The sequence below is a fragment of the Kitasatospora sp. NPDC048540 genome, from assembly GCF_040651175.1.
Classification (GTDB): Bacteria; Actinomycetota; Actinomycetes; order Streptomycetales; family Streptomycetaceae; genus Kitasatospora.
Genome location: NZ_JBEZIR010000015.1, coordinates 29,022 through 52,933, shown reverse-complemented (window position 1 = coordinate 52,933; position 23,912 = coordinate 29,022). Strand labels below are relative to the sequence as shown.

The 23,912-nt window shown below is 72.9% G+C and carries 19 protein-coding genes and 1 tRNA gene; 7 read left to right on the top strand and 13 right to left on the bottom strand.

Annotated elements, in window-relative coordinates; all coding sequences use genetic code 11:
• Nucleotides 1–26: 26 nt before the first annotated feature.
• Nucleotides 27–719, bottom strand: a complete 693-nt coding sequence (locus AB0D08_RS09070; protein WP_359887209.1) for an RraA family protein — start codon at nt 717–719, stop codon at nt 27–29.
• A gap of 342 nt (nt 720–1,061) precedes the next feature.
• Here AB0D08_RS09070 and AB0D08_RS09065 point away from each other — a divergent pair, with 342 nt between their 5' ends.
• On the top strand, nt 1,062–3,095 hold the full coding sequence (locus tag AB0D08_RS09065; RefSeq protein WP_359887208.1) for a hypothetical protein: 2,034 nt from the start codon (nt 1,062–1,064) through the stop codon (nt 3,093–3,095).
• A gap of 188 nt (nt 3,096–3,283) precedes the next feature.
• On the opposite strand, the gene AB0D08_RS09060 is transcribed toward AB0D08_RS09065, so the two are convergent.
• The 9 genes from AB0D08_RS09060 to AB0D08_RS09020 form a co-directional block, all read right to left on the bottom strand.
• On the bottom strand, nt 3,284–3,559 hold the full coding sequence (locus AB0D08_RS09060) for a hypothetical protein (protein ID WP_359887205.1): 276 nt from the start codon (nt 3,557–3,559) through the stop codon (nt 3,284–3,286).
• Between the two features lie 292 nt (nt 3,560–3,851).
• Nucleotides 3,852–3,925 (bottom strand) — tRNA-Ala (locus AB0D08_RS09055).
• Between the two features lie 140 nt (nt 3,926–4,065).
• A complete protein-coding gene (glpR, locus tag AB0D08_RS09050; protein WP_359887203.1) occupies nt 4,066–5,370 on the bottom strand; it encodes a gephyrin-like molybdotransferase receptor GlpR in 1,305 nt (434 codons plus the stop codon).
• Between the two features lie 150 nt (nt 5,371–5,520).
• Nucleotides 5,521–6,147 carry a GNAT family protein gene (locus tag AB0D08_RS09045; protein WP_033819919.1) on the bottom strand — a complete coding sequence of 209 codons (627 nt, stop codon included), beginning with the start codon at nt 6,145–6,147 and terminating at the stop codon, nt 5,521–5,523.
• Nucleotides 6,144–6,659 carry a MogA/MoaB family molybdenum cofactor biosynthesis protein gene (locus tag AB0D08_RS09040; RefSeq protein WP_033819887.1) on the bottom strand — a complete coding sequence of 172 codons (516 nt, stop codon included), beginning with the start codon at nt 6,657–6,659 and terminating at the stop codon, nt 6,144–6,146. The genes AB0D08_RS09045 and AB0D08_RS09040 overlap by 4 nt, the downstream gene beginning before the upstream one ends.
• A complete protein-coding gene (gene moaC, locus AB0D08_RS09035; protein WP_359887200.1) occupies nt 6,656–7,153 on the bottom strand; it encodes a cyclic pyranopterin monophosphate synthase MoaC in 498 nt (165 codons plus the stop codon). The genes AB0D08_RS09040 and moaC overlap by 4 nt, the downstream gene beginning before the upstream one ends.
• A gap of 63 nt (nt 7,154–7,216) precedes the next feature.
• Nucleotides 7,217–8,530, bottom strand: coding sequence for a gephyrin-like molybdotransferase Glp (gene glp, locus AB0D08_RS09030; protein ID WP_033819885.1), 1,314 nt, complete (start codon nt 8,528–8,530; stop codon nt 7,217–7,219).
• Between the two features lie 39 nt (nt 8,531–8,569).
• A complete protein-coding gene (gene galU / locus AB0D08_RS09025) occupies nt 8,570–9,490 on the bottom strand; it encodes a UTP--glucose-1-phosphate uridylyltransferase GalU (protein WP_033819884.1) in 921 nt (306 codons plus the stop codon).
• A 53-nt stretch (nt 9,491–9,543) separates the two neighbouring features.
• On the bottom strand, nt 9,544–10,620 hold the full coding sequence (locus tag AB0D08_RS09020; RefSeq protein WP_051812160.1) for a GGDEF domain-containing protein: 1,077 nt from the start codon (nt 10,618–10,620) through the stop codon (nt 9,544–9,546).
• Between the two features lie 60 nt (nt 10,621–10,680).
• Between AB0D08_RS09020 and AB0D08_RS09015 the strand changes: the two genes are divergently transcribed.
• Entirely contained in the window at nt 10,681–11,322 is a 642-nt protein-coding gene (locus AB0D08_RS09015; RefSeq protein WP_359887198.1) for a 5-formyltetrahydrofolate cyclo-ligase, read from the top strand.
• Nucleotides 11,323–11,428: 106 nt separating this feature from the next.
• On the opposite strand, the gene AB0D08_RS09010 is transcribed toward AB0D08_RS09015, so the two are convergent.
• Nucleotides 11,429–14,161: a penicillin acylase family protein gene (locus AB0D08_RS09010; protein WP_033822341.1), complete on the bottom strand. Its 2,733-nt coding sequence runs from the start codon at nt 14,159–14,161 to the stop codon at nt 11,429–11,431.
• Between the two features lie 213 nt (nt 14,162–14,374).
• Between AB0D08_RS09010 and AB0D08_RS09005 the strand changes: the two genes are divergently transcribed.
• The 3 genes from AB0D08_RS09005 (at nt 14,375) to AB0D08_RS08995 (ending at nt 18,028) form a co-directional block, all read left to right on the top strand.
• A complete protein-coding gene (locus AB0D08_RS09005; RefSeq protein WP_359887195.1) occupies nt 14,375–15,871 on the top strand; it encodes a potassium/proton antiporter in 1,497 nt (498 codons plus the stop codon).
• Between the two features lie 405 nt (nt 15,872–16,276).
• Entirely contained in the window at nt 16,277–17,578 is a 1,302-nt protein-coding gene (locus tag AB0D08_RS09000; protein ID WP_359887192.1) for an MFS transporter, read from the top strand.
• Between the two features lie 126 nt (nt 17,579–17,704).
• Nucleotides 17,705–18,028, top strand: a complete 324-nt coding sequence (locus AB0D08_RS08995) for an FmdB family zinc ribbon protein (protein ID WP_033822344.1) — start codon at nt 17,705–17,707, stop codon at nt 18,026–18,028.
• 940 nt (nt 18,029–18,968) lie between these two features.
• On the opposite strand, the gene AB0D08_RS08990 is transcribed toward AB0D08_RS08995, so the two are convergent.
• Complete coding sequence (locus AB0D08_RS08990) at nt 18,969–19,205, bottom strand: hypothetical protein (protein WP_033817771.1); 237 nt, start codon at nt 19,203–19,205, stop codon at nt 18,969–18,971.
• 164 nt (nt 19,206–19,369) lie between these two features.
• A complete protein-coding gene (locus tag AB0D08_RS08985; RefSeq protein ID WP_033817770.1) occupies nt 19,370–20,341 on the bottom strand; it encodes a sigma-70 family RNA polymerase sigma factor in 972 nt (323 codons plus the stop codon).
• A 457-nt stretch (nt 20,342–20,798) separates the two neighbouring features.
• Here AB0D08_RS08985 and AB0D08_RS08980 point away from each other — a divergent pair, with 457 nt between their 5' ends.
• Nucleotides 20,799–21,533 (top strand): phosphatase PAP2 family protein, encoded by a 735-nt coding sequence (locus AB0D08_RS08980; protein WP_051811526.1) that lies wholly within the window; start codon nt 20,799–20,801, stop codon nt 21,531–21,533.
• 394 nt (nt 21,534–21,927) lie between these two features.
• Complete coding sequence (gene murJ / locus AB0D08_RS08975) at nt 21,928–23,847, top strand: murein biosynthesis integral membrane protein MurJ (protein WP_063794258.1); 1,920 nt, start codon at nt 21,928–21,930, stop codon at nt 23,845–23,847.
• Nucleotides 23,848–23,912 lie beyond the last annotated feature (65 nt).

The following is a 23,912-nucleotide window of genomic DNA, read 5'->3' as shown; positions in this document are numbered from 1 at the left end:
CGTGCCCGGTGCGGTCGCGGTGCGTCCTACTCCTCGATCGCCCCGCCGATCCGGCGCAGGTGCTGCCGGAAGCTGTACGACGGGTCGGCGGCCCGGCGCGCGAGGTAGTCGTCGAAGGCGGTCTGCTGCCGCAGCGTCCGGCCGTCCCGGATGGCGAGGGCCTGCTCGCGCTCGGTCTCCCGGATCCGCCGCGCCGTGGCGAGCAGCTCCTGCGCCCGGTCGGCGGCGACGAACAGCACGCCGTCCTCGTCCCCGAACACCAGGTCCTCGGAGCTCACCAGGTGCGGCCCGAAGCGGGCGGTCAGCAGCGCCTCGGGCTCCCGCTCCGCCAACCGCACCGGGCCCGGCGGGTGGCTGCCGTAGCTGAACACCGGCAGGCCGATATCCACCAGCTCGGGGGTGTCCCGGTGCAGTCCCCACACCACCAGCCCGGCCACGCCCGCGGCGCCGGCCTCCAGCACCGCGAGGTCGCCGACGCAGGCCTCGTCCGTGCGGCCACCGTTGTCGATCACCAGCACCTCACCCGGCCGGGCCGTCCCGTACGCCTCCAGGAACACGTCCACGCTGCCGTAGTGCCGCGCCGGCAGCACCCGCCCGGCGACCCGCTGCCCGGCCACCACCGCCCCGATCCCGGCCGGCGCCACCCGCAACGGCACCCCCGCCCGCACGCACGCGTCCGCCAGCAGCGGCGTCGACAACTCGGCGAAGGCCTCCAGCACGGCACACTCCCCTGACTCCCCGGGACCCGACAGGACCCGCCTCCGGCCCGGGCGGCAGGCGGGCGTGCCGCGATCGTACGCCGACCGGCCGGGCCCCGGGCCGGCCCGGGCCGAAGCGGGGCAGGCGCCCGGCCACGGCACGCGTTCCTCCGCCGGCCTCGGTCTCACCTACGGGTGCCTCCCGGGTTGCCGGGCCGGCGGGCCCGTGTCGTGATGGCTTACGGAACGAAGCGGGCCGAGGCGCGGGCGCGGCGGCACGGCCCCGTCACAAGGCATCGGGACACCGTGCACCCGCAGGTACGTCCCCTGGTGCCCGCAACGACGGTCGGTTGGAGGTCAGGGATGGCGGAACAGGCTGCGTCGGCCACGGGCGCACGTCGTGCCGCAGCCAAGGTCGCCCTCGCCCTCGGACTGGTGCTCTTCGCACAGGCCCTGCTCGCGCTGTGCCTGGTCAGTGCCCAGCAGCTGCTCGTGCCACGGAACATGCCCTTCGGTGTGACCGGGCCGCCCTCCCCCGTGGTCGCCGAGGTCGCGTCGAGGACCGGGCTGGCCCTGACCGCCTACCCGAGCCCGTCGGCGGTGACGGAAGCAGCCGATCGGGGCGAGCTGTACGGCGCGTACCTCAGCGGTGGTTCGGCCGACACGTTGATCGTGGTTCCGTCGAAGAGCTTCTTCACCCAGACCGAGCTGGAGCCGGCGTTCGTGGCGGCGGCGCACAAGCTGGACCGGCCGGTGACCGTGCAGACGGTCAGGCCGCTCGCGTCCACCGACCCGGTCGGCGCAGTGACGTCGCTGTTGCTGCTGCCGCTGCTGATCGGCGGGTACCTGGCCGCCGTCCTGGTCTACAAGGCGGCCCACGGCACCGCCGCCGCACCGTGGCGCGCGGTCATCCTGGCCGGATACGCGCTGGTCGGCGCGGTACTGACCGACCTGATCGCCGGCCTGGGGATCGGCGCGTACTCCAGCAGCCACTTCTGGCCGCTGCTGCCGTGCTTCTGGCTCGTCACCTCGGCGGTGGCCCTGGCCGCTGCCGCGATGCAGGCCCTGGTGGGCAAGATGGGCACCCTGCTCGTGGCGGTGCTCTTCATCGTCATCGGCGGCCCGCCCGCGGGTGGGCTCGGCACCTACCTGCTACCGGTCTACTGGCGCAACGTCGGTGTGCTCTTCCCACCGCAGAGCGCGGTCACCCTGATCAACCACGTGCTCTACTTCGGCGGGAGCGACATCACCACCCCGCTCGTCGTCCTGTTCCTCTACGCCTTCGCCGGAACCGCCGTCATCGCCTGGTACGGCCGCATCCGCCCGGCCAGGGCGGCGGCCCGGAAAGCCGGCGCAGCAGCGCAGACACCCCCCGCGGCGAGCCCGCCCGACAGCCGGCGCGCCCTGACCGGAATCCTCGTGGCACTGGGCATCTGCGCCGTCATGCAGTGCCTGTTCGCCACCAACTACATGAGCGCCTCGCACGCCCCGAAGGCCACCGACCTGCCGTTCGGTGCCGTCGGCACCTCCCCCGTCCTGGCCGCGGCCGAGCAGCACATCTCCCTCAAGGTCACCCCGTACCCGGACGAAGCCGCAGCCAGGACCGCGATCGACGAAGCCCGGCTGTTCGGCGCGCTGATCTCCTCGGGCAGCTCGAACACCCTGATCGTGGTGCCGTCCATGAGCGACCTGGCGCCGCTCGACCTCGCGGCGAAGTTCGAGGACGCGGCCAAGGCCACCGGCCAGACCCTGCAGGTGCAGCAGTACGCCCCGATGCCGCTGGCGCCCAAGGACCCGTTCGGCCTGGTCCAAGGGCTCATGCTGGTCCCGCTGCTCATCGGCGGATACATGAGCTCGACCCTGCTCATGGCCGCGACCGGGAGGGCGGCCGGCCGCTGGCGCGCCGCCCAGCTCGCCGGATTCGCCGTCGTGAGCGGCCTCGTCATCGATGTGATCGTCTGCTACTGGCTGCAGGGGTTCCCCAGCAGCAGCTTCTGGATCACCTGGCCGATCTGCACGCTGATCGTCGCAGTGGTGGCCTTCGTCGCCGCGGTCCTGCAGAAGCTGCTCGGGCCGGTGGGCACCCTGGTGACGGTCGTCGTGATGATCCTCTTCGGCAACCCCTCCTCCGGCGGCGCGACCGGCGTGCCCTACCTGCCCGCCTTCTGGCGCGACCTCGGCCCCTACCTGCCACCCCGCAACGGCTACATCCTGCTGCACCACACGATCTACTTCGACGGCCACGGAACCGGCCGGGCGCTGACCACCCTGCTCATCTACCTGGGCGTCGCGGCGGTCGTCCTGATCGTGCTCGACCTGCGCCGCCCGGAAGCCGCAGTGCCAGTCGACGCCACCGAAGCGGCGGCCGTGGCCGTCCCGATCGGAGCCACACCGTGACGGCCCCGGCCACAGCGGATCCGGCGTCAGCTCCTCCACTCACGCCACCGGGACGGCCACCTCGACCGCGGTCACCCGGGAAGGCTCGCCCACGTACCGCCGGAGGCGGCCCGCCGCGCGTCGAGAAAGCCGGTTGAAGACGTCCAGTCCTACGTCATGCGTCACCTCAGGGCGTGCCGCCCGGGTTGTCACGGGCCGAAGATGCCCAGGTTCCGCGGCGTCGCACGGGTGGACTCCGGGGTCGGCTCGACCGAGGTGGTGAGCACCTCGCCGCTCCCCCGCCACTTCCAGGTGACCGTGAGCCCGCCCCAGGCAGTAAGGAACTCCCGGAGCCGGTCCGTGACTTCGTAACCGTCCTCGTCGTACTGCCGGCAGGCGTCCTCGGCGTCGCCGAGCGGGTGAACCTCGATCCGTACCGCATCGGCAAGGGCGGCCTGGCGGGCCGGGACGACGGCTGGCGGCACACCACCAGCGGCCGGAAACCTCGGTCGAGCTACCCCGCCGAAGGCGTCAGTGAAGACTCCACACCGGCCGACCTGGTCCCGAACGGCCGCCCACCACCGGGCCACTGACAAGCAGTCCGACCGCGTCCCGAAGATCCCCACCATCAGCCGCCGTTGTCCACCCGGCCCCACGGCGGTCCCGGCATGCTCTCCGCCTCCACCGGCCCATACAAAGCAGAAATCCCGCCTGGCCACATGGACCAGACGGGATCTCGCCAACCATTCCCGAGCCAACTCGAGAACAGTCGTTGGGTGGAGCTGAGGGGATTCGAACCCCTGACCCCCTCGATGCGAACGAGGTGCGCTACCGGACTGCGCCACAGCCCCAACGAGAAGAAACTCTATCACCTCCGCCGGGCCACTCATGACCGCCTCGGTGGACGGACCGCCCCGCCGCGGTGGCGGTGGCCTGCGGCGGGGCGGTCGGGTCGGCGTCGGCGGTCAGGAGCGGACCGGACGGGGCCCGGTCACTCGTTGGCGGCGCGCAGGCGGGGCCGGCAGTCGGCCTCGGCGGCGGGCGGGGTGTGTTCGGCGTACTGGTCGAAGAGCGGGGTGTTGGCGCGGGGCGGGGCGGCCGCCGTGCGGCCGGAGTCCCAGGTGCCGGGTGCGTTCAGGTCGAGGCTGCGGGTGACCCGGGGGGCGACCGGCGCGGTGACGTAGGTGGGCAGCGGGACGGGGACCGGCTCCCAGGAGTCGGGCCCGGCCGCGCCGCGTTCGCGCATGCCGTCCACCCACTCCTCGTGCTCGGTCGCCTCGGCGACGGCGGTGGTCGCCGCCTGCGGCCGGGCGCCGCGGCCCTGCCGCCCGCCACCACGTGTCCCCTCGAGGTCCGGGTCGGAGCCGGTCCCCGGCCCGGCGGCCCGCGGTCCGGCCGCACCCTGGTGGGCGCCCGCGTGCCCGCCGGGTTCGGCGGCGAGCCGCAGGTGGGGCCGGTCCGGGTCGGCGGCGTGCGCCGCGTCGTGCCCGTTCGGTGCGGAGCCGCGGTCCCGGTCCGCCGCGGCGCGTTCGCGCTCACGGGCGCGCAGGCGTTCGGCGGCCTGGGCGGCGCGCGCCCGGTCGAACTTGACCTCGTACCGCTGGCGCTCCAGCCGCCGCAGGTGACCGATGTAGAGGGTGAGGAGCAGGGCCGGGATCATCGGCAGCCAGATGAAGGCCACTCCGGAGACCGCCGCCGCGATGGCACCGAGCGCGAAGGCGAGGAAGAGCGCCGTGACCATCCGGCGCCGCCGGGCCAGCAGCCTGGCCCGCCGTTCGACGGAGGCCGCACCCTGCGGATGACCGGACGCGTGCGAGCCGTGACCGTGGGCGGTCTGGCCGTGCCCGCCCTGGCCGTGCGGCGCCTCGAGGCGCGGCACCGGCGCCACGACGGGCTCGGACTCGGACTCACGCTCCGGCTCACGCGTCGGCTCGGGCACCGACTCGGGCGCCGGCTCGTACGGGCGCGCCGCGTCGGGCCGCCGCGCGGGGTCCGGGACCGCGTCGAAGCCGGCTCCGGCGTCGGCGTCGGACCCCGCGTCGGAGCCGAGGCCGGAACCGGGGTCGAGGTCGGGGGCGACGCCGGCCGTGCCGTCGTCGCCGTCGGTCTGGTCACCCAGGGTCCTGGCCGCTCGCCGCTCCATGGCCGACCGTCCGGCCAGCAGGCGGATCGCGGTGCTGAAGCGTTCCGTCGGACGTGACTCGTTGAGCTCGTCCTGCCTGCGGAGCCACATCGGCACCAGATAGGCAGCCCAGGCCCCTACGATGACCGCGTAGATAAGGCCGCTACTGCTCACGTTTCACACGGTACGGGCGTAGGAGAAGGCCTGGCAGCAATTTGGCGCGGCGTGTCGTGTGATCAAGCTGATTCTCCGACTATTTTGCCGGTATTTGTGACGGCTCGACCCGGGCGCGATGCCATATCGATATCTATTTCGAACATACATTCAATTACCGGGCCGGAGGCCACTTCTGACCGAGCGCCAGCGAGTCAGCATCCCCTCCGGAACCTCCTCCGCCGTCAGTGCGTACACGAGGTGGTCACGCCAGTCGCCGTCGATGTGGAGGTACCGGGGCCGCAGGCCCTCCTCGCGGAAGCCGAGCTTCTCGGCGACCCGCCGGCTGGGCCGGTTCTCCGGTCTGATGCAGACCTCGACCCGGTGCAGACCCAGGGTGCGGAAGCAGTGGTCGACCGCGAGCGCCACCGCGGTCGGCATGATGCCGCGGCCGGCCGCGGTCTCGTCGACCCAGTAGCCGACGTTGGCCGAGCACATCGAGCCCCAGGTGATGCCGCCCACGGTGAGCTGGCCGACCAGCTGGTCCCGGTACAGCACCACGAACGGCAGCATCCGGCCGGCGGCCGCCTCGCCGCGCAGGTAGCGCACCATCTGCCGGTAGGTCGGCCGCGACCCGGCGGTGCTGCCCGACGGGGCGGGCGGGACGGTGGCCTCCCAGCGCCGCAGCCAGTCCCGGTTGCGGCGGCTGATCTCCTGCCAGGGGCGCTGGTCGCGGACCCGGATCGGGCGCAGGGTGATGTCCCCCTCGCGCAGTTCGACCGGCCAGCCCGCGTTCAGCTCGTGCTCCCCTCGGACGGCCCGGCCCCGGCGGCGTCGGGCCTCGGGTGGTCCCCGCCGGCCAGCTGGTCGACCGCGTGCGGGAGCAGCGGGGCGAGGACGGCGAGGCCGTCCCGGACGCCGCCGGCCGAGCCAGGCAGGTTGACGATCAGCGTACGTCCGGCCAGGCCCGCCAGCCCCCGGGAGAGCGCGGAGGTCGGTACCTTCTCGCGGCCGTACGCCCGGATGGCCTCGGGGATGCCGGGGATCTCGCGGTCGATCACCCGGGCGGTCATCTCGGGGGTGAGGTCCATCGGGGAGATGCCGGTGCCGCCGGTGGTCAGGACGACGTCGTACCCGGCCGCGACGGCAGCGCGCAGGGCGGCCTCGACGGGTTCGCCGTCCGGGACCACCTGTGGGCCGTCGGCCTCGAAGCCCATCTGCTGCAGGCCCGCGACCAGCAGCGGGCCGCCCTTGTCCTGGTAGACGCCGGCCGAGGCCCGGTTCGAGACGGTGAGCGCGAGGGCCTTCACCGGGCATCCTCGCGGGCCCAGTCACCGCTCTTGCCGCCGGTCTTGGTGAGCACCCGGACGTCCTCGATCGAGGCGGCCTTGTCGACGGCCTTGACCATGTCGATGACGGTGAGCCCGGCGACGGCGACGGCGGTCAGCGCCTCCATCTCGACCCCGGTGCGGTCGGCGGTCCGCACGGTGGCGGTGATCTCGACGGCGTCGTCGGCGACGGCCAGGTCGACCTTCACCCCGGAGATGGCGATCGGGTGGCAGAGCGGGATCAGGTCGGGGGTCCTCTTGGCCCCCATGATCCCGGCGATCCGGGCGACCGCGAGGGCGTCGCCCTTGGGGACGCCCTCGCCGCGGAGCAGTTCGACCACGCGGGCCGAGACCCGGACCCGTCCGGCGGCCACCGCGGTGCGCACGGTGGTGGCCTTCTCGGAGACGTCGACCATCCGGGCCGCGCCGGTGTCGTCGACGTGGGTGAGGCGGTCGGCGCTGGGGTTGTCGGTCACGGGGTCACTCCAGGAGCGCGGGTCGAATACCGCGCTACCGTACAACCAAGCCCGGCGCCGGGCTCACCCCGACTGCTCCGTGAGCAGCACGACGTCGACGGTGCTCCCGGCGGGCAGCGCGGTGGTGTCCTCGGGGACGGTGATCAGGCAGTTGGCCCGGGCGAGCGCGCCGACCAGGTGCGAGCCCTCGCCGCCGACCGGGGCGACCCGTCCGTCGGCGTACCGTCCGCGCAGGAACTGCCGGCGTCCGGCCGGGGAGCGCAGGTCGGCGGTGCAGACGGCGGACACCACCGGGCGGTGGACGTCGGGGGCGCCGAGCATGGTGCGGATGACCGGGCGGACGAACAGTTCGAAGGAGATGTAGGCGCTGACCGGGTTGCCGGGCAGGGCGAGCAGCGGCACGCCGGTGCCCTCGCCGATCCGGCCGAAGCCCTGCGGCTTGCCGGGCTGCATCCGCAGCCGGCGGAAGTCCATCCCGCCGTAGCTCTCGAAGACCTCCTTGACCACGTCGTACGCGCCGACGCTGACGCCGCCGCTGGTGACGATGAGGTCGGCCCGGCCGAGCTGGTCCTCGAGCACGGAGCGCAGCACCCCGGCGTCGTCGGGGACGCCGCCGACCCGGTAGGCGATGGCGCCGGCGTCCCGGGCGGCCGCGGTGAGGGTGAAGCTGTTGGAGTCCCAGATCCGGCCGGGGCCGGTGGGCCCGCCGGGCTGGACCAGCTCGCTGCCGGTGGAGAGCACCACCACGCGCGGGCGCGGGCGGACCCGGACCGTGCCGCGGCCGATCGCGGCCAGCAGGCCGAGCTGGGTGGGGCCGAGGACGGTCCCGGCGTCGAGCACCTGGTCGCCGCGGGCGAGGTCGCTGCCGCGGCGGCGGACGTGGTCGCCCTCGCCGACCGGGCGCAGCACCCGGACCTCCTCGTCGGCGGTGGCCGCGCCCATCGCGTCGGCGGCCCGCCCGGTGCCGGTGCCGCCGTCGGTCCACTCGACCGGGGCGACGGCCTCGGCGCCGGGCGGCAGCGGGGCACCGGTCATGATCCGGGCGGCCTGCCCGGGTCCGACCTTGGGCAGGTCGCCGGTGCCGGCAGCGATGTCCCCGACCACGGCGAGCACCGAGGGGTACTCGCCGGTGGCGCGGGCGGTGTCGGCGGTGCGGACGGCGTAGCCGTCCATCGAGCTGTTGTCGAAGGGCGGCAGGTCGACCTCGGAGCGGACGTCCTCGGCCAGTCGGCAGCCCTGGGCGTCGAGCAGTTGCAGCTCGATCGCCGGCAGCGGGGCGGCCCCGGCGAGGACGTCGGCGAGGTGCTCGTCGACGCTCCAGAGCCGGGGCGCCGGGCCCGAGGGTTCCTCGCAGCAGGGGTTGTCGGTCCCGGTCATCGCCTCACGCCCACTTCTCCACGGTTCGGCCCGCTTGGTTCAGCTGTGCATCTCGGTGGCGACGAACTCGGTGAGCCAGGACCGGAACTCCGGGCCGAGGTCCTCGCGTTCGCACGCCAGACGGACGATAGCGCGCAGGTAGTCGGCGCGGTCGCCGGTGTCGTAGCGGCGGCCCTTGAACAGCACGCCGTGCACCGGGCCGCCCTCGGACTCGCCGCGGTCGGCCAGCTCGCGCAGCGCGTCGGTCAGCTGGATCTCGCCGCCGCGGCCGGGGGGCGTGTTGCGCAGCACGTCGAAGACGGCCGGGTCGAGCACGTACCGGCCGATCACCGCGTAGTTGGACGGCGCGTCGGCGGTGTCGGGCTTCTCGACCAGGTCGGTGATCCGGAAGACGTCGTCGCCGAGGCCGTTGGGCTTGACGGCGGCGCAGCCGTAGAGGTGGATCTGGGAGGGGTCGACCTCCATCAGTGCGACCACGGAGCCGCCGAGCTCCTGCTGGACCTCGATCATGCGGGAGAGCAGCGGGTCGCGCGGGTCGATCAGGTCGTCGCCGAGCAGGACCGCGAACGGCTGGCCGGCCACGTGCTGTTCGGCCACCAGCACGGCGTGGCCGAGGCCCTTGGGGTCGCCCTGGCGGACGTAGTGCATGTTGGCGAGCTGGACGGACTCCTGGACGCGGCGCAGGCGGTCGTGGTCGCCCTTGCGGGTGAGCAGCTCCTCCAGCTCGTACGCGCGGTCGAAGTGGTCCTCCAGGGCCCGCTTGTTACGCCCGGTGACCATCAGTATGTCGGAGAGCCCGGCGGCGGACGCCTCTTCGACGACGTACTGGATGGCCGGCTTGTCGACGACCGGCAGCATCTCCTTGGGAGTGGCCTTGGTCGCCGGCAGGAACCGCGTCCCCAGTCCGGCTGCGGGCACGACAGCCTTGGTGACGGGGGGGCGGGCGTTCGTCTGAGTCATGCGGTGACCTTACTAAGGCGTGCTGGCGCCCAACTGAGAGTGATATGAACCGACTATGAAACCGTATCCCGCGCGGCCCCCGTTGCGGTGGCCCGGGATGCTCCGGCGGACGCGAGGGAGTCCTCGTCCGCGCAGGTGGCCACACTACCGGGCCCGTCGGGCCGGTCCGGAACGATCGGGTGAGGGCTGCGGGGCGGTTGTGCGACCGTCGCGTCGACGGTCGGTGTACCGCCGGGTTCGGCGGGCAGCTCCCGTACGCGGGCGGCCCGTTCACCGGCAACCCCTTCGTGGACGATCGCCCCATTGACGCCCGGCGCGGGCGCGCTCCGCTCGTGGGCGGCGTCCTCGTCCTCGCGAGCGGTCTCCTCGTCCTCGCGAGCGGTCTCCTCGCGGACGGCCGGCGTCGGGTCGTCCGGCCCGGCGCCGCCGCACCAGCGGTCACCGCCGGCGGCCCGGGCCTCGGCCAGTGCCCGGTCGGCCGCGCGCAGCAGCAGCGCCGCGTGCCCGCCGTCCCGGGGCAGCACTGCGACGCCGACCGCCGCGGTGAGCCCGTTGCCGGTGGAACGGCGCGGGGCGGGGCCGGCCGGCGACCAGTCCAGCAACTGGTGGCGGCGCACGGCCCAGCAGAGCCGCTCGGCGACCTGGGCGGCGCCCTCGGCACCGGTGTCCGGCAGCAGCACCAGGAACTCCTCGCCGCCGTAGCGGCCGAAGGTGTCCGAGCGGCGGATCTCGATGCTGAGCCGCTGCACCAGGTCCCGCAGGATCGCGTTGCCCCGGCCGCGGCCGTGCTCGGCGACGATCGCGTCGAAGCCGGCGATCTCCAGCATCAGCAGGGCGAGCTGGCGGGGGCGGCCCTCGGTCTGCTCGGCCCGCCGGGAGCGTTCGATCTCCCGGTCGAGGGTGAGCTGCAGGTGGCGGTAGTTCCACACCCCGGTGAGCGGGTCGCAGGCCGCCGTGCGCTGCAACTCCTCGCACTCCTGCTCGAGTTCGGCGACCCGCTGGAGCAGTTCGGCCTCGCGCACCGAGGTCCGGGCGACGGTCCGCCGCAGCCGCAGTCCGCACCAGCCGGCGGCGGCCAGCGCTGCGCCGCCGATCGGGGCCAGCGCGTGCACCAGGAGCGGGGTGGACATCGGCGGCCTTCCTCGTGTCAGGCTCTGCACACCGTGCCGGTGCCGAGCTGTGGAGATCCCTTGACTGCCAATCCGTTGTCCAACGACAAGGCCGCGCTGAGGTCACGGCTGCTGGCCGCGCGGCGGGCGCTGAGCAGCGCCGAACGGGTGGCGGCCGCCGAGGCGCTGGCCGGCCACGCCGGGGCGCTGGCGGCGGCCGCGGCGGCCGGGGAGCCCGGGGAGCCCGGAGCGTCCGGGGGACCCGGGGAGGGCGCGCCGACGGTGGCCGCGTACGTCTCGGTCGGCGCCGAACCGGGCACCGGTCCGCTGCTGGACGCCCTGCTGGCCCGCGGGGTGCGGGTGCTGCTCCCGGTGCTGCTGCCCGACAACGACCTGGACTGGGCCGCGTACCAGGGCCCCGGCCGGCTCGCCCCCGCCTCCCGCGGCCTGCTGGAGCCGGCCGGCGACCGGCTCGGGCCGGGCGCGGTGTGCGCGGCCCGGCTGGTGCTGCTGCCGGGCCTGGCGGTCGACCGGCGGGGGGTGCGGCTCGGCCGCGGCGGCGGCTCGTACGACCGGGTGCTGGCCCGGCTGGCGGCGGCCGGTGCGCGGCCGTACCTGGCGACGCTGCTCTACGACGCGGAGCTGCTGGCCGAGGTGCCCGCCGAGCCTCACGACCTTCCGGTGGACGCGGCGGTCACCCCGTCCGGGGTGGTCAGGTTCTGAGCCGCCCGGACCGTACGGCGGCGCTCCCGCAACGGCGCGCGGGCCGCCCGGGCCGCTCCCCGAGGGGGCGGCCGGACGGCCCGCGGAGTGCGGCCGGGCCGGCGGCTCAGCCGGCCAGCAGCGTCATGGTGTGCTTGGTGGACTTGTCCACCGCCTCCGGCGAGTAGGACCAGGACAACAGCTTCCCGTCCGCCCAGAGCTGGGTCTGGTCGTTGTAGTTGTCGTGGAAGGCGTGGCCGGAGGCGCCGCCGACGTTGATCCACCGGGAGGCGTCGAAGTCGCTCAGGTCGACCACCATCCGCATCGAGGGGATCCAGTCGACCTGGTACCCGGCCGCCGCGTTCCAGCCGGCCGCATCGACCGCGGCGGTGCCGCCGGAGAGCTGGTACGGACCCCGGTTGAGCAGCCGGTGGACCAGGCCGGAGGCGATCGACGAGTCGTCGCTGCCGAGGGTCTGCTCCTTGAGGGTCAGCGTGTGCAGCCGGCCCCAGTTCCAGGTCTTCATGTCCTTGCCGAGCTGGGCGGTGAGGTCCTGCCGGGCGTCCTTCATGGCCTCCGCCAGCAGGGACTCCAGCCCGTGCTGCGAGCGGTGGTTGGAGTCGATGTAGTTCCACCACGTGCTGTCGGGCCGGGTGAGCTGCTGGCGGACCACCTCGGTCCAGCGGTCGCCGCCGTCCGGCTGGGCGGAGCCGGCCTTGCGGGTGCCGCACTCGGTGACGGCCTGGGTGGTGTTGCCGACCGCCCCCTCGGGCAGCGTGGCGTCGCGCTTCTGCCGCACCAGCAGGCAGTCGCCCTCGGCCCGCAGACCGGCCGGGAACTTCTGCCCGAAGGCCAGGGTGAGCAGCTGGCGCCAGACGCCGTTGTAGTACGCGGCGGCGGCGGAGTCGGCGTCCTGGTGGAAGTTCCAGGTGCGCAGCAGGTCCTGGGCCTCGCGCACGTACGGGTCGTCGACCTGCACCTTGAGCAGCAGCGGCACCAGGGTCTGGGCCATCACGCTGGTGTTGTCCAGCTGGATGGCCTGCATGTCGTCCGGGGAGATCTTGCCGCCGTTCTTGAGCCGGGACTCGATCTGGTCGGTGATCTCCTTGGCCCGGGTGCCGTACTCCCAGTCCTTGGTGAGCAGGTACTTGTAGCCGGGGTCGACCACGGCCTGGTTGGCGGTGACGAGGTAGCCGGCCGGGGGGTTGTAGCTGTAGGGCAGCGACTTGAAGGGGATCCAGTCCTTCTTCCAGCCGTAGGAGGAGTCCCAGCCGGGCGCGGGGTAGGTGCCGTCGCCCTTGGTGCGCTGCGGGATCATGCCGGGGGCCTGGTAGCCGATGTTGCCCTTGGTGTCGGCGTAGATCAGGTTCTGCGCCGGGACCGCGAAGTCCTCGGCCGCGGAGCGGAAGTCGTCCCAGCCGGCCGCCCGGTCGAGCTTGAAGACGGCGTCCATGGTCCTGCCGGGGGTCAGGGCGGTCCACTGCAGGGCGACGCCGTAGCCGGCCGCGCGGTCCGGGGCGGCGTTGCCGACCGGCGCGTTCTGACCGACGTGCTGCTGCTCGGTGCTCTGGTCGGAGATCAGCGGCAGGCCGTCCTGGGTGGTGCGGACGGTGATGGTCCGGTCCTCGCCGCCGGCGACCTTGATGGTCTCCTTGCGGGACTGGAACTTCATCTCCTTGCCGTCGACCAGGTAGGTGTCCGGTCCGGTGACCTTCTCCAGGTACAGGTCGGTGACGTCGGCGCCGAGGTTGGTGAAGCCCCAGGTGATGTCCTTGTTGTGGCCGATGACCACGCCGGGCATGCCGGAGAAGGTGAAGCCCGCCGTGTCGTAGTTGCAGGTCTTGCTCACCGCGCGGCAGTGCAGGCCCATCTGGTACCAGACGGACGGCATGCCGGGGCCCAGGTGCGGGTCGTTGGCCAGCAGCGGCTTCCCGGTGGTGGTGTGCTTGCCGTCGACCACCCAGGAGTTGGAGCCGATGCCCTGGCCCTGCGGGCCGAGCAGTTGCGGCATCGCGGTGATCTTGTTCGAGACGTCCTGCAGCAGGGCGTCGGTCACGGCCCGGCTCTGCGTGGTGGCACCGGCGGCCGGGGCCGCCGGGCTCTGGCCGTCGGCGGGCTTGTAGCCGCCGTCGGCGGCGACGGTCCCGGTCTTCACGATCGTGCCGTTGCGGGCGTACGGGTACTCCGGGTAGAGCTGGGCGATCTGGTCCGGGTCGAAGTCCTGCGCGAGCAGGGCCCGGTCGATCTCGTCCTGCATGTTGCCGGAGAGGTTCCAGGCCATCGCCTTGAGCCAGGCCACCGAGTCGACCGGGTCCCACTTCTCCGGCTTGTAGTCGCCGTTGACGGCCCCGAGCAGGGTGTACTCCAGCGAGGCGCTCGACCCGCCCGGGTGCTCGCCCAGCCAGGCGTTCACGCCGTCCGCGTAGGCCTGCAGGTTCTTCTTGGTGTCCTCGGAGAGCTTGGTGTCGTACTCCTGCTGCGCGACCTGGCGCCAGCCCATGGTGCGCAGGAAGCCGTCGGTCTCGACCTGCCCCGAACCGAACATTTCGGACAGCCGGCCGGAGGTGATGTGGCGCCGGACGTCCATCTCCCAGAACCGGTCCTGGGCCTGCACGTAGCCCTGGGCCCGGAACAGGTCGGCGTCGGTGTCGGCGTACAGCTGCGGGATGCCGTTGGCGTCGCGCTTGACGTCGACCGGGGCGGACATGCCGGCCACCTTGACGGTGCCCTCGACCACGGGGAACGAGGCCTGGACGGTGCGCACCCCCCAGTAGGCGCCGCCGGCCACGCCGGCCACCAGCAGCACGGCCAGCACGATCACGATCAGGCGAGCGCGCCGGAACTTCTTCGAGCGGGACATCCGGATCCTTGGCTGGAGAGACTTTTTGCGGCCGTGACAGGTCACCACATTAGGGCGACTCAAGTGGCGGGCGAACACGGGGGACGCCCACGGTTGGATCAGGGGGACGATACCTGGGCAGGGCGACTGGCAGCGGACATCAAAGATCAGGTAAAATGTTAGACTGAGTAACGATTCATCAGCTGCCCCCTCACACCACCGAGGTGCTCCTGCGTGACCGTCGACCAGCTGAACCAGTTCCTGCTCGAGTTCTCCGTGATCCTGCTGGTCGCGGTGGTCGCCGTGCGCATCTCCACCCGCTCCGGGCTGCCCAGCCTCCTGATCTACCTCGGCATCGGCGTCGCCCTCGGCCAGAACGGCCTGGGGATCAGCTTCAACAACGCCGAGCTGACCCAGGTCCTCGGCTACGCGGCGCTGGTGGTCATCCTCGCCGAGGGCGGCCTCAAGACCAGCTGGAAGGCGATACGGCCGGTGATGCCGGCCGCCACCGTGCTGGCCACCGTCGGCGTCGCGGTCAGCGTCTTCGTCACCGCCGCCGGCGCCCACCTGCTGGTCGGCCTCGACTGGCGCAGCTCGATGCTGCTCGGCGCGATCGTCTCCTCCACCGACGCGGCCGCGGTCTTCTCGGTGCTGCGGATGGTCCCGCTGCCCGAGCGCCTCACCGGCCTGCTGGAGGCCGAGTCCGGCTTCAACGACGCCCCCGTGGTGATCCTGGTGGTGGCCTTCGCCACCGCCGGACCGCTCGACCCCTGGTACATGCTGGTCGGCACGATCATCGCCGAGCTGGCCATCGGCGCCGCGGTCGGCTACGCCGTCGGCCGGATCGGCGCGTACGGGGTCAAGCACGTCGCGCTGCCGTCCTCCGGCCTCTACCCGATCGCCGTGCTGGCCCTGGTCGTGCTCGCCTACGCGGGCGGCGCGCTGCTGCACGGCTCCGGGTTCCTCGCCGTCTACATCGCCTCGGTGGTGCTGGGCAACAGCAAACTGCCGCACGGCCCGGCCGTCCGCGGCTTCGCCGACGGACTCGCCTGGATCGGGCAGATCGGCATGTTCGTGGTGCTCGGCCTGCTGGTCACCCCCGAGACCATGCGCTCGGCGATAGTGCCCGCGCTGGTCGTCGGCGCGGTCCTGGTCTTCGTCGCCCGGCCCGCCTCGGTGCTGGTCACCATGACGCCGTTCCGGCTGCCCTGGCGCGAGCAGGCCCTGCTCAGCTGGGCCGGGCTGCGCGGCGCGGTGCCCATCGTGCTGGCCACCATCCCGCTGGTCGCCGACGTACCGAGGGCCCAGGAGCTGTTCAACGTCGTCTTCATCCTGGTCGTGGTCTTCACCCTGCTCCAGGGTCCGACCCTGCCGCTGGTCGCCAAGCGCCTGCGGATCGGCGAGGGCTCGATCGGCCAGGACCTCGGCATCGAGTCCGCGCCGTTGGAGAAGCTCCACGGCCACCTGCTGTCGGTCTCGCTCGCGGCCGGCTCACGGATCTCCGGCGTCGAGGTCGGCGAACTGCGGCTGCCCAAGGGCGCCGCCGTGACCCTGGTGGTGCGCGACGGCTCCAGCTTCGTACCGGAGCGGGCCACCGTGCTGCGCGCCGGGGACGAGCTGCTGGTGGTCACCACCGAGGAGGTCGGCGAGGCCGCGGAGCGGCGGCTGCGCGCCGTGGACAAGGGCGGCAAGCTGGCCGGCTGGCTGCGCGGACGGCAGGCGGACGGGTAGCGGGCAGGTAGCGGGCGGGGACCCGGGGTGCCGGGGACGTGGGGAGTCAGGGACCCGCGGTGTGTACAGGGCCGTGCGCGTCGGAACGGCAGGGGTGTGCCTCTGTTCACCTTCCGTTACCAGCCGGGGCTTGCCATGACCCGCTAGGATGAAGGTATATAGGCGTTATCAGCGTTTTCGTTTTCAAGACTGAACCACCCGCAACATCTGCCTGAAGCAGAGTTGGCGCGACCGCTCGGCGGCCGCGGTCCGCAGTTGAACTGAACTTCTCTGGCCCCCGCTTCCACGACCCGGCCAGCCGGACCCGGTATCTACCCCGGTCGACGCGCGAGAGGACGACTCTCGGCGCCGTCGGGGCTTTTCCCTGCCCTGTTCCGCGCTACCAGGCAGCAGGAAGGACCGACCGTGACGGCCCGCCGAACGGTCGAAAGCCCCGACACCCCCGCCCGGGCGGGTTACGGAGCGCTGCTCCGCACCCCCGGCGCCTGGACGTTCCTGACCCCGGCCTTCGCCGCCCGGCTGCCCTACGCGATGCTCAGCCTGGGCATCGTGCTGCTGGTCTTCCAGACCCACGGCTCGTACGGCACGGCCGGCGCCGTGGCGGCGGTCTCCGCCGTCGCGCAGGCCCTCGTCGGCCCGCAGACCGGCCGGCTGGCCGACCGCTACGGCCAGGCCGCGGTCCTGCTGCCCAGCATCGCCGTGCACGCGGTCTCCGTCGGCGCCCTGATCTCGCTGGCCCTCGGCCACGCCCCGGTCTGGACGCTGTTCCTGGCCGCCGCGCCGGCCGGTGCCAGCGTGCCGCAAATCGGCGCGATGGTCCGGGCCCGCTGGGTCGGCCGCCTGTCCGACCGGCCGGCCATGCTCAACACGGCCTTCGCCTTCGAGTCGGTCACCGACGAGTTCACCTTCGTGATCGGCCCGGTCCTGGCCACCGCGATCGCCACCCAGGCGTCCCCCGCCGCCGGCCTGATCGCCGAGGCCGCACTGACCGTGGCCGGCGGACTGGCCTTCGCCGCCCAGCGGCGCACCGCCCCCGCCCGGCACCCCCGGGTCGAGGGTGTCCGGCGGGTCTCCGCCCTGGCCTCCCCCGGCGTCCGGCTGCTGGCCGCCTCGTTCCTGGGCGTCGGCACCGTCTTCGGCGCCATGCAGGTCTCGGTCACCGCCTTCGCCGAGTCGGCCGGACAGGCCGGCGCCAACGGCACCGTCTACGGGATCTTCGCCGGCGGCTCGATGATCGCGGGCGTGCTCTACGGCCTGGTCGGCTGGAAGCGCTCGGCCCGGCAGCGGATGCTGTTCTGCTACGCGCTGCTGGTGCTCGGCTGCTCCACGCTGTGGGCGATGCCCAACCTGACCGCGCTCGCGGTCGCCGGTCTGTTCTGCGGCCTCGCCATCGCACCCACGCTGATCACCGGGTACACCCTGGTGGAGACGCTGGTCGCGGACGGCGCCAAGACCGAGGCGTTCACCTGGCTCACCGGCGCCATCGGCCTCGGCCTGGCGATCGGCTCGACCGTGGCCGGCCAGCTGATCGACCTGCACGGGCCGTCGGCCGGCTTCCTGGTCCCGATCGCCGGGGCCGGCCTCGGCCTGGTCGGCCTGGTCACCCTGCGGCAGCTTCTGGTCGCCCCCGGCAGCCGGAGCCGGACCGTCGCACGCAGCGGCGGCCTCGCCGCGAAGACCGCCAAGATCGCCACGGTGGAGGGCTGATCCGACCGGGATCACACCCGGATCACGCCCGGAGCGCTGGACTCAGTCAACGGAATACCGCATCATTGACCATCGTTAGCACTCATCAGGCCAGAGTGCCAGGGGGAAGTGCAGGAGGAAGAGCAAGTGCCCACGTACCAGTACCAGTGCACCGAGTGCGGGACCGGCCTGGAGGCGGTGCAGAAGTTCACCGACGAGGCCCTGACCACGTGCCCCGAGTGCCAGGGGAAGCTCCGCAAGGTCTTCTCGGCCGTGGGTGTGGTCTTCAAGGGCTCGGGTTTCTACCGGACCGACAGCCGCTCCTCGTCCAGCAGCTCGGTGACGTCCGGGGCCTCCGGTTCCTCGTCCACCAGCGGCTCCTCCGCCTCCTCGGCGCCGGCTGCCGGCGGCTCGTCCGCCTCGTCGTCGAGCTCGTCCTCGTCGACGGCCTCCGCGCCGGCCGCGAGCTGAGACTGCGGTAGCGCGCCGGGAGCGAGGTGGCGCGGGGTCGACCCGCGCAGGTCCGACGCGCTCGATGCCGGTGCGCGCCCGGATGCGGTGACGCAAGACGTATGACGGCCCGGTGCCGCCGCAGAGATGCGGTGGCACCGGGCCGTCGCGGTTCGTACGGTGGCGCGGGGCCGCGGGGCGGGGCCGGGGGCGCGGGGCGGGGCGGTCGTCAGCGGCGTCAACGCATCCCCTCGGCTCACCCCCACGGGGGATGGAAGTTATCCACAGGGCGGGGTTGTCCACAGGAATTCGCCGGGGCATTCCCAGGGATCCGGCGTGGACGCAGGCTGAGTTCCGCAGGCCCGGCCGCGGGCCGGTACCGATCCAGCCTCGAAGGCGGTGCCCGACCATGACCACGGCAGCCCACCTCACCACCAACCTCCAGGCCCGCCTCGCCCCGCACCCGGCCCGGCACTCCGCTCCCCCGCCTCCCGCGCCCGAGGTGCCTCCGCGACAGGAGGTCCCCGACTTCCCGCCGATCCGGCGCGGCGTCGGAAGCCGCCACCGGCTCCGGCAGGCGGTACGACTCCGGCCGGGCATCCTGGCCGTCGGCCTGCTGGCGGCGGCCACGGCCCTCACCGCCGGGCCCCTACGGCACGGCCCGCCGCCGGGGCCGGCAGCGGCAGGTCCGGCGATCTGTACGCAGAGTGGCGCGCCCACGGGGTGACCCGTCGCGACCGTCGACCGGGCAGCCGGGCAGCCGGACAGCCAGGCGTTCACCCGTGACCGATCGTCCTGCTCACCGAGATCCGGGGCGCCCTGGTCGACCAGCGCTGACCTTCGGCGCCGCCGCAGCTCCGGGGTCCGCCGCTCCGTCCCCGCTCCTGTCCCCGTACCGTCCGCGACCGGTCGCGACCGGTCGCCCGTAGTGCGAGGTCCCCCGGTCGCCCGACTCCGCCGGTCAGTCCCCGTGGTGGGGCGGCCGCTGGCTCAGGTACCAGTCGAGCCCTCGCCCGCTGCCCTCTCCGCCACCGGGACGCTCTCCCCAGCCCTGATCCGTGTCGTCGCTGGTCTGCCGCTCCAGCGGGTCCGCGAAGACCAGCTTCGCCTTGGCCGCCGGGGTCCGCGGTTCCTGTCCCCGACCGCCGTCCCGGGCGCCCGCCCGGTTCCGGTCCTGGTCCTTGTCCTGCTCACCCATCGTCCGCTGCCTCCCGTGGTGTCCCTGCGCGTTCAAGCGTAGGCCGTGCCGACCCGCCCCCGGTCGGGCCCGGGCGCCGCAGGAGTCGGCCCCGGTACAGCCGTGGCCGTACCGGGGCCCTCAACCGCTTCCCCGCTCGCCTGCGTCCCCGCCTGCCCGCTCGGTCAGGCGGCTTCGAAGCCCGCGTGGTCCGCGATCTTCTTGAGCTCGGCCAGCGCGTGCTTCTCGATCTGCCGGATGCGCTCGCGGGTCAGGCCGTGCTGCTTGCCCACCTCCGTGAGCGTCCGCTCGCGACCGTCCTCCATGCCGTACCGGGACCGGATGATCGACGCCGTCCGGTCGTCCAGCCGGTCGATCAGGGTGTCCAGCTCCTCGCGGCGGAGCATCACCATCACGGCGTCCTCCGGCGAGACCGCGCCGGTGTCCTCCACCAGGTCGCCGAACTGGGTCTCGCCCTCGTCGTCGACCGACATGTTCAGGCTCACCGGGTCACGGGCCCAGTCGAGCACGTCCTTGACCCGCTGCTCGCTGATGTCCAGCTCGACGGCGACCTCGGCCGGCTCCGGCTCACGCCCGAGCTCCTTGGCCTTCTCGCGCTGGACCCGCCGAATCCGGCCGAGTTCCTCGACCAGGTGGACGGGGAGCCGGATGGTCCGGGACTGGTCGGCGATCGACCGGGTGATCGCCTGCCGGATCCACCACGTCGCGTACGTGGAGAACTTGAACCCCTTCGAGTAGTCGAACTTCTCGACGGCCCGGACGAGCCCCGCGTTGCCCTCCTGGATGAGGTCCAGCAGTGGCAGGCCGCTGCGCGGGTAGCGGCGGGCCACCGCGACCACCAGCCGCAGATTGGAACGGATGAAGACGTCCTTGGCGCGCTCGGCGTCCTCGGCTATGAACTCCAGCTCCTCCCGGGTCACGCCCTTGGGGAGCCGGTCTTCCTCCAGCAGGTGCTGGGCGTACACCCCGGCCTCGATCCGGAGCGAGAGCTCGACCTCTTCTGCGGCGTCGAGCAGGGGCGTCCTGGCGATCTCGTCCAGGTACATGCCGACAAGGTCGCGGTCGGCCTCGAAATTGGTCGGGCGGGCCGAGCGAGTCCGGTCGGCCCTGTCGCGAACGACGGCACGGGTGGCCATGCTTGCTCCCTTGCTGGTGTTGCCGGGTCTGCCTGCGACTGCGCCGGTCATGGGCGGATCGGTGCAGCGAGATCCTCTGGAGATCCCACGGGGAAGATCCACGGGCTCAAAGAGGTGCGGGCCTCACCGAGGCTCACACGTAACGATCCAACGCACAGAAATCGGACAACATTCCCAACTCACTCAGATTTTCCCCCGACATGCAGTATGCTGCCCGTTTTTCCCTCGACTCCTGACCCAGGGTGACGCGTTGGGCGCTCACTGCGATCGATCTGTGCACCCGGCTCGGAGGCCGGCCCACACCGGCGGCGACGCCAACTGCGGGCAAATGATGCCGAATCGCTACTCGCCCGGCGCTGGAATCACCGGCCCGGAAGGGAAAGGGACGGACATGCAGCTGCAGTCGCCCGACCTCCTTCACCAGACACAACGTCGGAACCTCGCCCGTTGTGCCGGGGTGGCGGTCGGAGCTGCCGCACTGTTCGCCCTCCTCACCGTCCTCACCGCCACCCCCGGGGGCCCGCTGGCGGGCCTGGACCGCGCATCGGTGAATGCGCTGCACTCGTACGCCCGTCGGCACACCGTGTGGACGGCCTCCGTCCGGACCATGGACGATCTGGGCGGCCCCGCCACCATGCGGGTCCTGCTCGGCCTGGCCGCCGTCTGGCTGCTCCGGCTCGGGGCCCGGACCCTGGCCGGATGGGCGGCGGCGCTGGCACTGGTCGGCTGGGCCGCCGGCCGGACGGCACAGTGGACGATCGCCCGGCCCCGCCCGCACTTCACCGATCCGGTCGCGCAGGCCGCCGGCCCCGGCTACCCGTCCGGCCGGGCGATGGCCGCGCTGATCACCTGCACCGCCCTGGCCGCGCTGCTGTGGCCCCGGGCGACCCGGGCCGGGCGGGTGGCGGCCGGCTCGGCCGCGACGCTGGCGGTGGCCACGGTCGGCTTCACCGGGATCGCGCTCGGCACGCACCGGCCGAGTGACGTGCTGGCCGGCTGGCTCGGCGCCGCGGTGGTCCTGGGGGCGGTCACGGCGGTGCTGGAACTCCTGCACCCCGGGGGCCTGCTCCGGGACTCCCACCGGGTGGACTGGCAGACCAGACCGCGGGTCCGGTCGGCCCGGGCACCGACGCCGCCGTCCCGCCACGTCACGGACCCGGACGGGGAGGACCCCTGGGAGGGGGACCCCTGACACCCAGTGAGGAAGATCACACCCTCGAACGAGGGATGCCCACAGGGGGCGAAACGGTGCTTCACCCAACAAACAGGCCGAGGGCTCTACCGCCAATAACCCCTCAAATCGGACCAATCGCTCGCAATCCCGACCACCTGGGGTTCAACTCCGCAGGGTCACCGGGCCCGTGGCGAGTATCGCCACATGCACTCGGCTCCCCAGAGGGTGCCGATGTGAGGCAGACTTCTCCGGCTGGGGTGCATATCAGCGCCCGACACGGGGAGGCCTGGTCCGAGGTGGACCTGGCCGGCCTTGTCCGACAGGTCGACTCCGTACACCGACGTTTCGCCGGACGGGTGTCGCGGAGCCGCCTCGCGGCACCACCACCCAGGCACCGAGTGACGGGGGTCTGATGACCATGCACACGACGGACGGGTCCTCCGACCCGAACGCGTACATCGACCCGCCCACCATGGCCCTGCGGATCCCGGCGCAGTACTCCGCGCCCGTGCCGCCGATGCCCGCTGCGCCGCCCGGCGCACCCTCGGTCCCGCCACAGACGGCACCCCCGGCCCAGGCTCCGGCGAAGCCCGCGGCCTCCGCGGGCCGTAACGGTCTGATCATGGCCCTGGGCACCATGGCCTCGCGCGCACTCGGATTCGTCCGCAGCGCGATGATCGTCGCCGCCCTCGGCGTGGGTGAGCTCGGCGACTCCTTCAACATCGCGAACTCCCTGCCGAACGTCGTCTACATGATGCTCATGGGCGGTGTGCTGGCATCGGTCTTCGTCCCGGAGCTGGTGCACGCCGCGCAGACCCACAAGGACGGCGGCGTCGCCTACACCGACCGGCTGCTCACGATCTGCGCGGTCGCCCTCGGCGTCCTGACCGTCGCCGCCTGGTTCGCCGCCCCGGTCATCGCGGACGCGTACTCCGGTTATCCGCCCGGCGTGAAGCGCGACCTGACCATCACCTTCGCCCGCTACTGCCTGCCGCAGATCTTCTTCTACGGGGTCTTCACCCTGTTCGGCCAGGTGCTCAACTCCCGCGACCGGTTCGGCGCGATGATGTGGACCCCGGTCCTGAACAACCTGGTCGCCATCGGCGTCTTCGGCCTCTACATGGTGGTCGGCAGCAACGCCCGCGACGTCGGCGCCGTCACCTCGGCCGACGCCATGCTGCTCGGACTCGGCAGCACGCTGGGCATCGTGATCCAGGCCGTCGGCCTACTGCCGTCCCTGCGCAGTTCGGGCTTCCGCTGGCACCCCCGCTTCGACTGGCGCGGCGCCGGCCTCGGCAAGCCCCTGCGCTCGGCCGGCTGGGCGCTGCTGCTGGTCGTGGTGACCCAGCTGTCGTTCGCGGTGATCAGCCAGCTGACCGCACGGGCCGGCGACCTCGCCGGGAAGGCCGGACTCCACGTCGGCCTCGGCAACATCGCCTACACCAACGCCTATCAGCTGTTCGTCGTCCCGCAGGGCGTCATCACCATCTCGCTGGTGACCGCCCTGCTCCCCGGGATGACCCGGGCCGCGACCGCCGGCCAGTACAGCCGGGTGGGTTCCGACCTGTCGGGCATGCTGCGCTCGTCCGCCGCGATGATCATCCCGATCACCGTGCTGTTCGTGGTGCTGGCCTCGCAGATCACGGCCATCGCGTACGGCCACGGCAAGGCCGGTCCGGCCGACACCTGGGTGATCGCCCAGGTACTGATCGCCTTCGCGATCGGCCTGCCCGCCTTCTGCGCCCAGTACGCGCTGGCCCGCGGGTTCTACGCACTGGGCGACGCCCGGACGCCGTTCTGGCTGACGGTGGTGAGCACCGGTACCAATGCCGGCCTGTCCTGCGTCGCGTTCTGGCTGCTCGACCCGCGCTGGATCATCATCGGGATGGCCACCGCGCAGACGATCGCCTGCCTGGTGAGCGTGGCCATCACCGGCTGGGCACTGGGCCGCCGACTGCGGTCCGCGCCGGCGGCGGCCGAGCCCGAGGCCGCGCCGGACGCGACACTCGTCCTGAACACCCGCCGGGGCAAGGCCACCAGTGGTCTGGAGGGCGGCCGGGTGATCGGTCTGCACCTGGCGATCCTGCTGGCGTGCGTCCCAGGTGCGGTCGCCGCGCACTGGATCGCCGGCTGGTTCGGCATCGGCCTGTTCGGGAACCTGGTGGGCATGATGGCCGGATCGGCGGCCGTACTGGTCTCGCTCTTCCTCTTCGCCCGGCCGCTCGGCGCGGGCGAGGCCGTCGCCCCGCTCGCCCGCAAGCTGCGGATCCCCTACCCGGCCCCCGCACCCGCCGCCTCCGGCACCGGCACCAGCGGCCGCCACCGCCGCTGACCGCACGGGCGCCACCGGCCCACCGCCAGTTCGCATGCGCCGGCGGACGCTCGCGGCAGCGGCGG

Excerpts from the sequence above, each read along its gene's own strand:
- murJ (WP_063794258.1), top strand. The coding sequence starts at position 21,928 with ATGACCATGCACACGACGGACGGGTCCTCCGACCCGAACGCGTACATC.
- AB0D08_RS09065 (WP_359887208.1), top strand. The coding sequence starts at position 1,062 with ATGGCGGAACAGGCTGCGTCGGCCACGGGCGCACGTCGTGCCGCAGCC.
- galU (WP_033819884.1), bottom strand. The coding sequence starts at position 9,490 with ATGACTCAGACGAACGCCCGCCCCCCCGTCACCAAGGCTGTCGTGCCC.
- AB0D08_RS08990 (WP_033817771.1), bottom strand. The coding sequence starts at position 19,205 with ATGGGTGAGCAGGACAAGGACCAGGACCGGAACCGGGCGGGCGCCCGG.
- AB0D08_RS09020 (WP_051812160.1), bottom strand. The coding sequence starts at position 10,620 with ATGTCCACCCCGCTCCTGGTGCACGCGCTGGCCCCGATCGGCGGCGCA.
- AB0D08_RS09010 (WP_033822341.1), bottom strand. The coding sequence starts at position 14,161 with ATGTCCCGCTCGAAGAAGTTCCGGCGCGCTCGCCTGATCGTGATCGTG.
- glp (WP_033819885.1), bottom strand. The coding sequence starts at position 8,530 with ATGACCGGGACCGACAACCCCTGCTGCGAGGAACCCTCGGGCCCGGCG.
- AB0D08_RS08985 (WP_033817770.1), bottom strand. The coding sequence starts at position 20,341 with ATGGCCACCCGTGCCGTCGTTCGCGACAGGGCCGACCGGACTCGCTCG.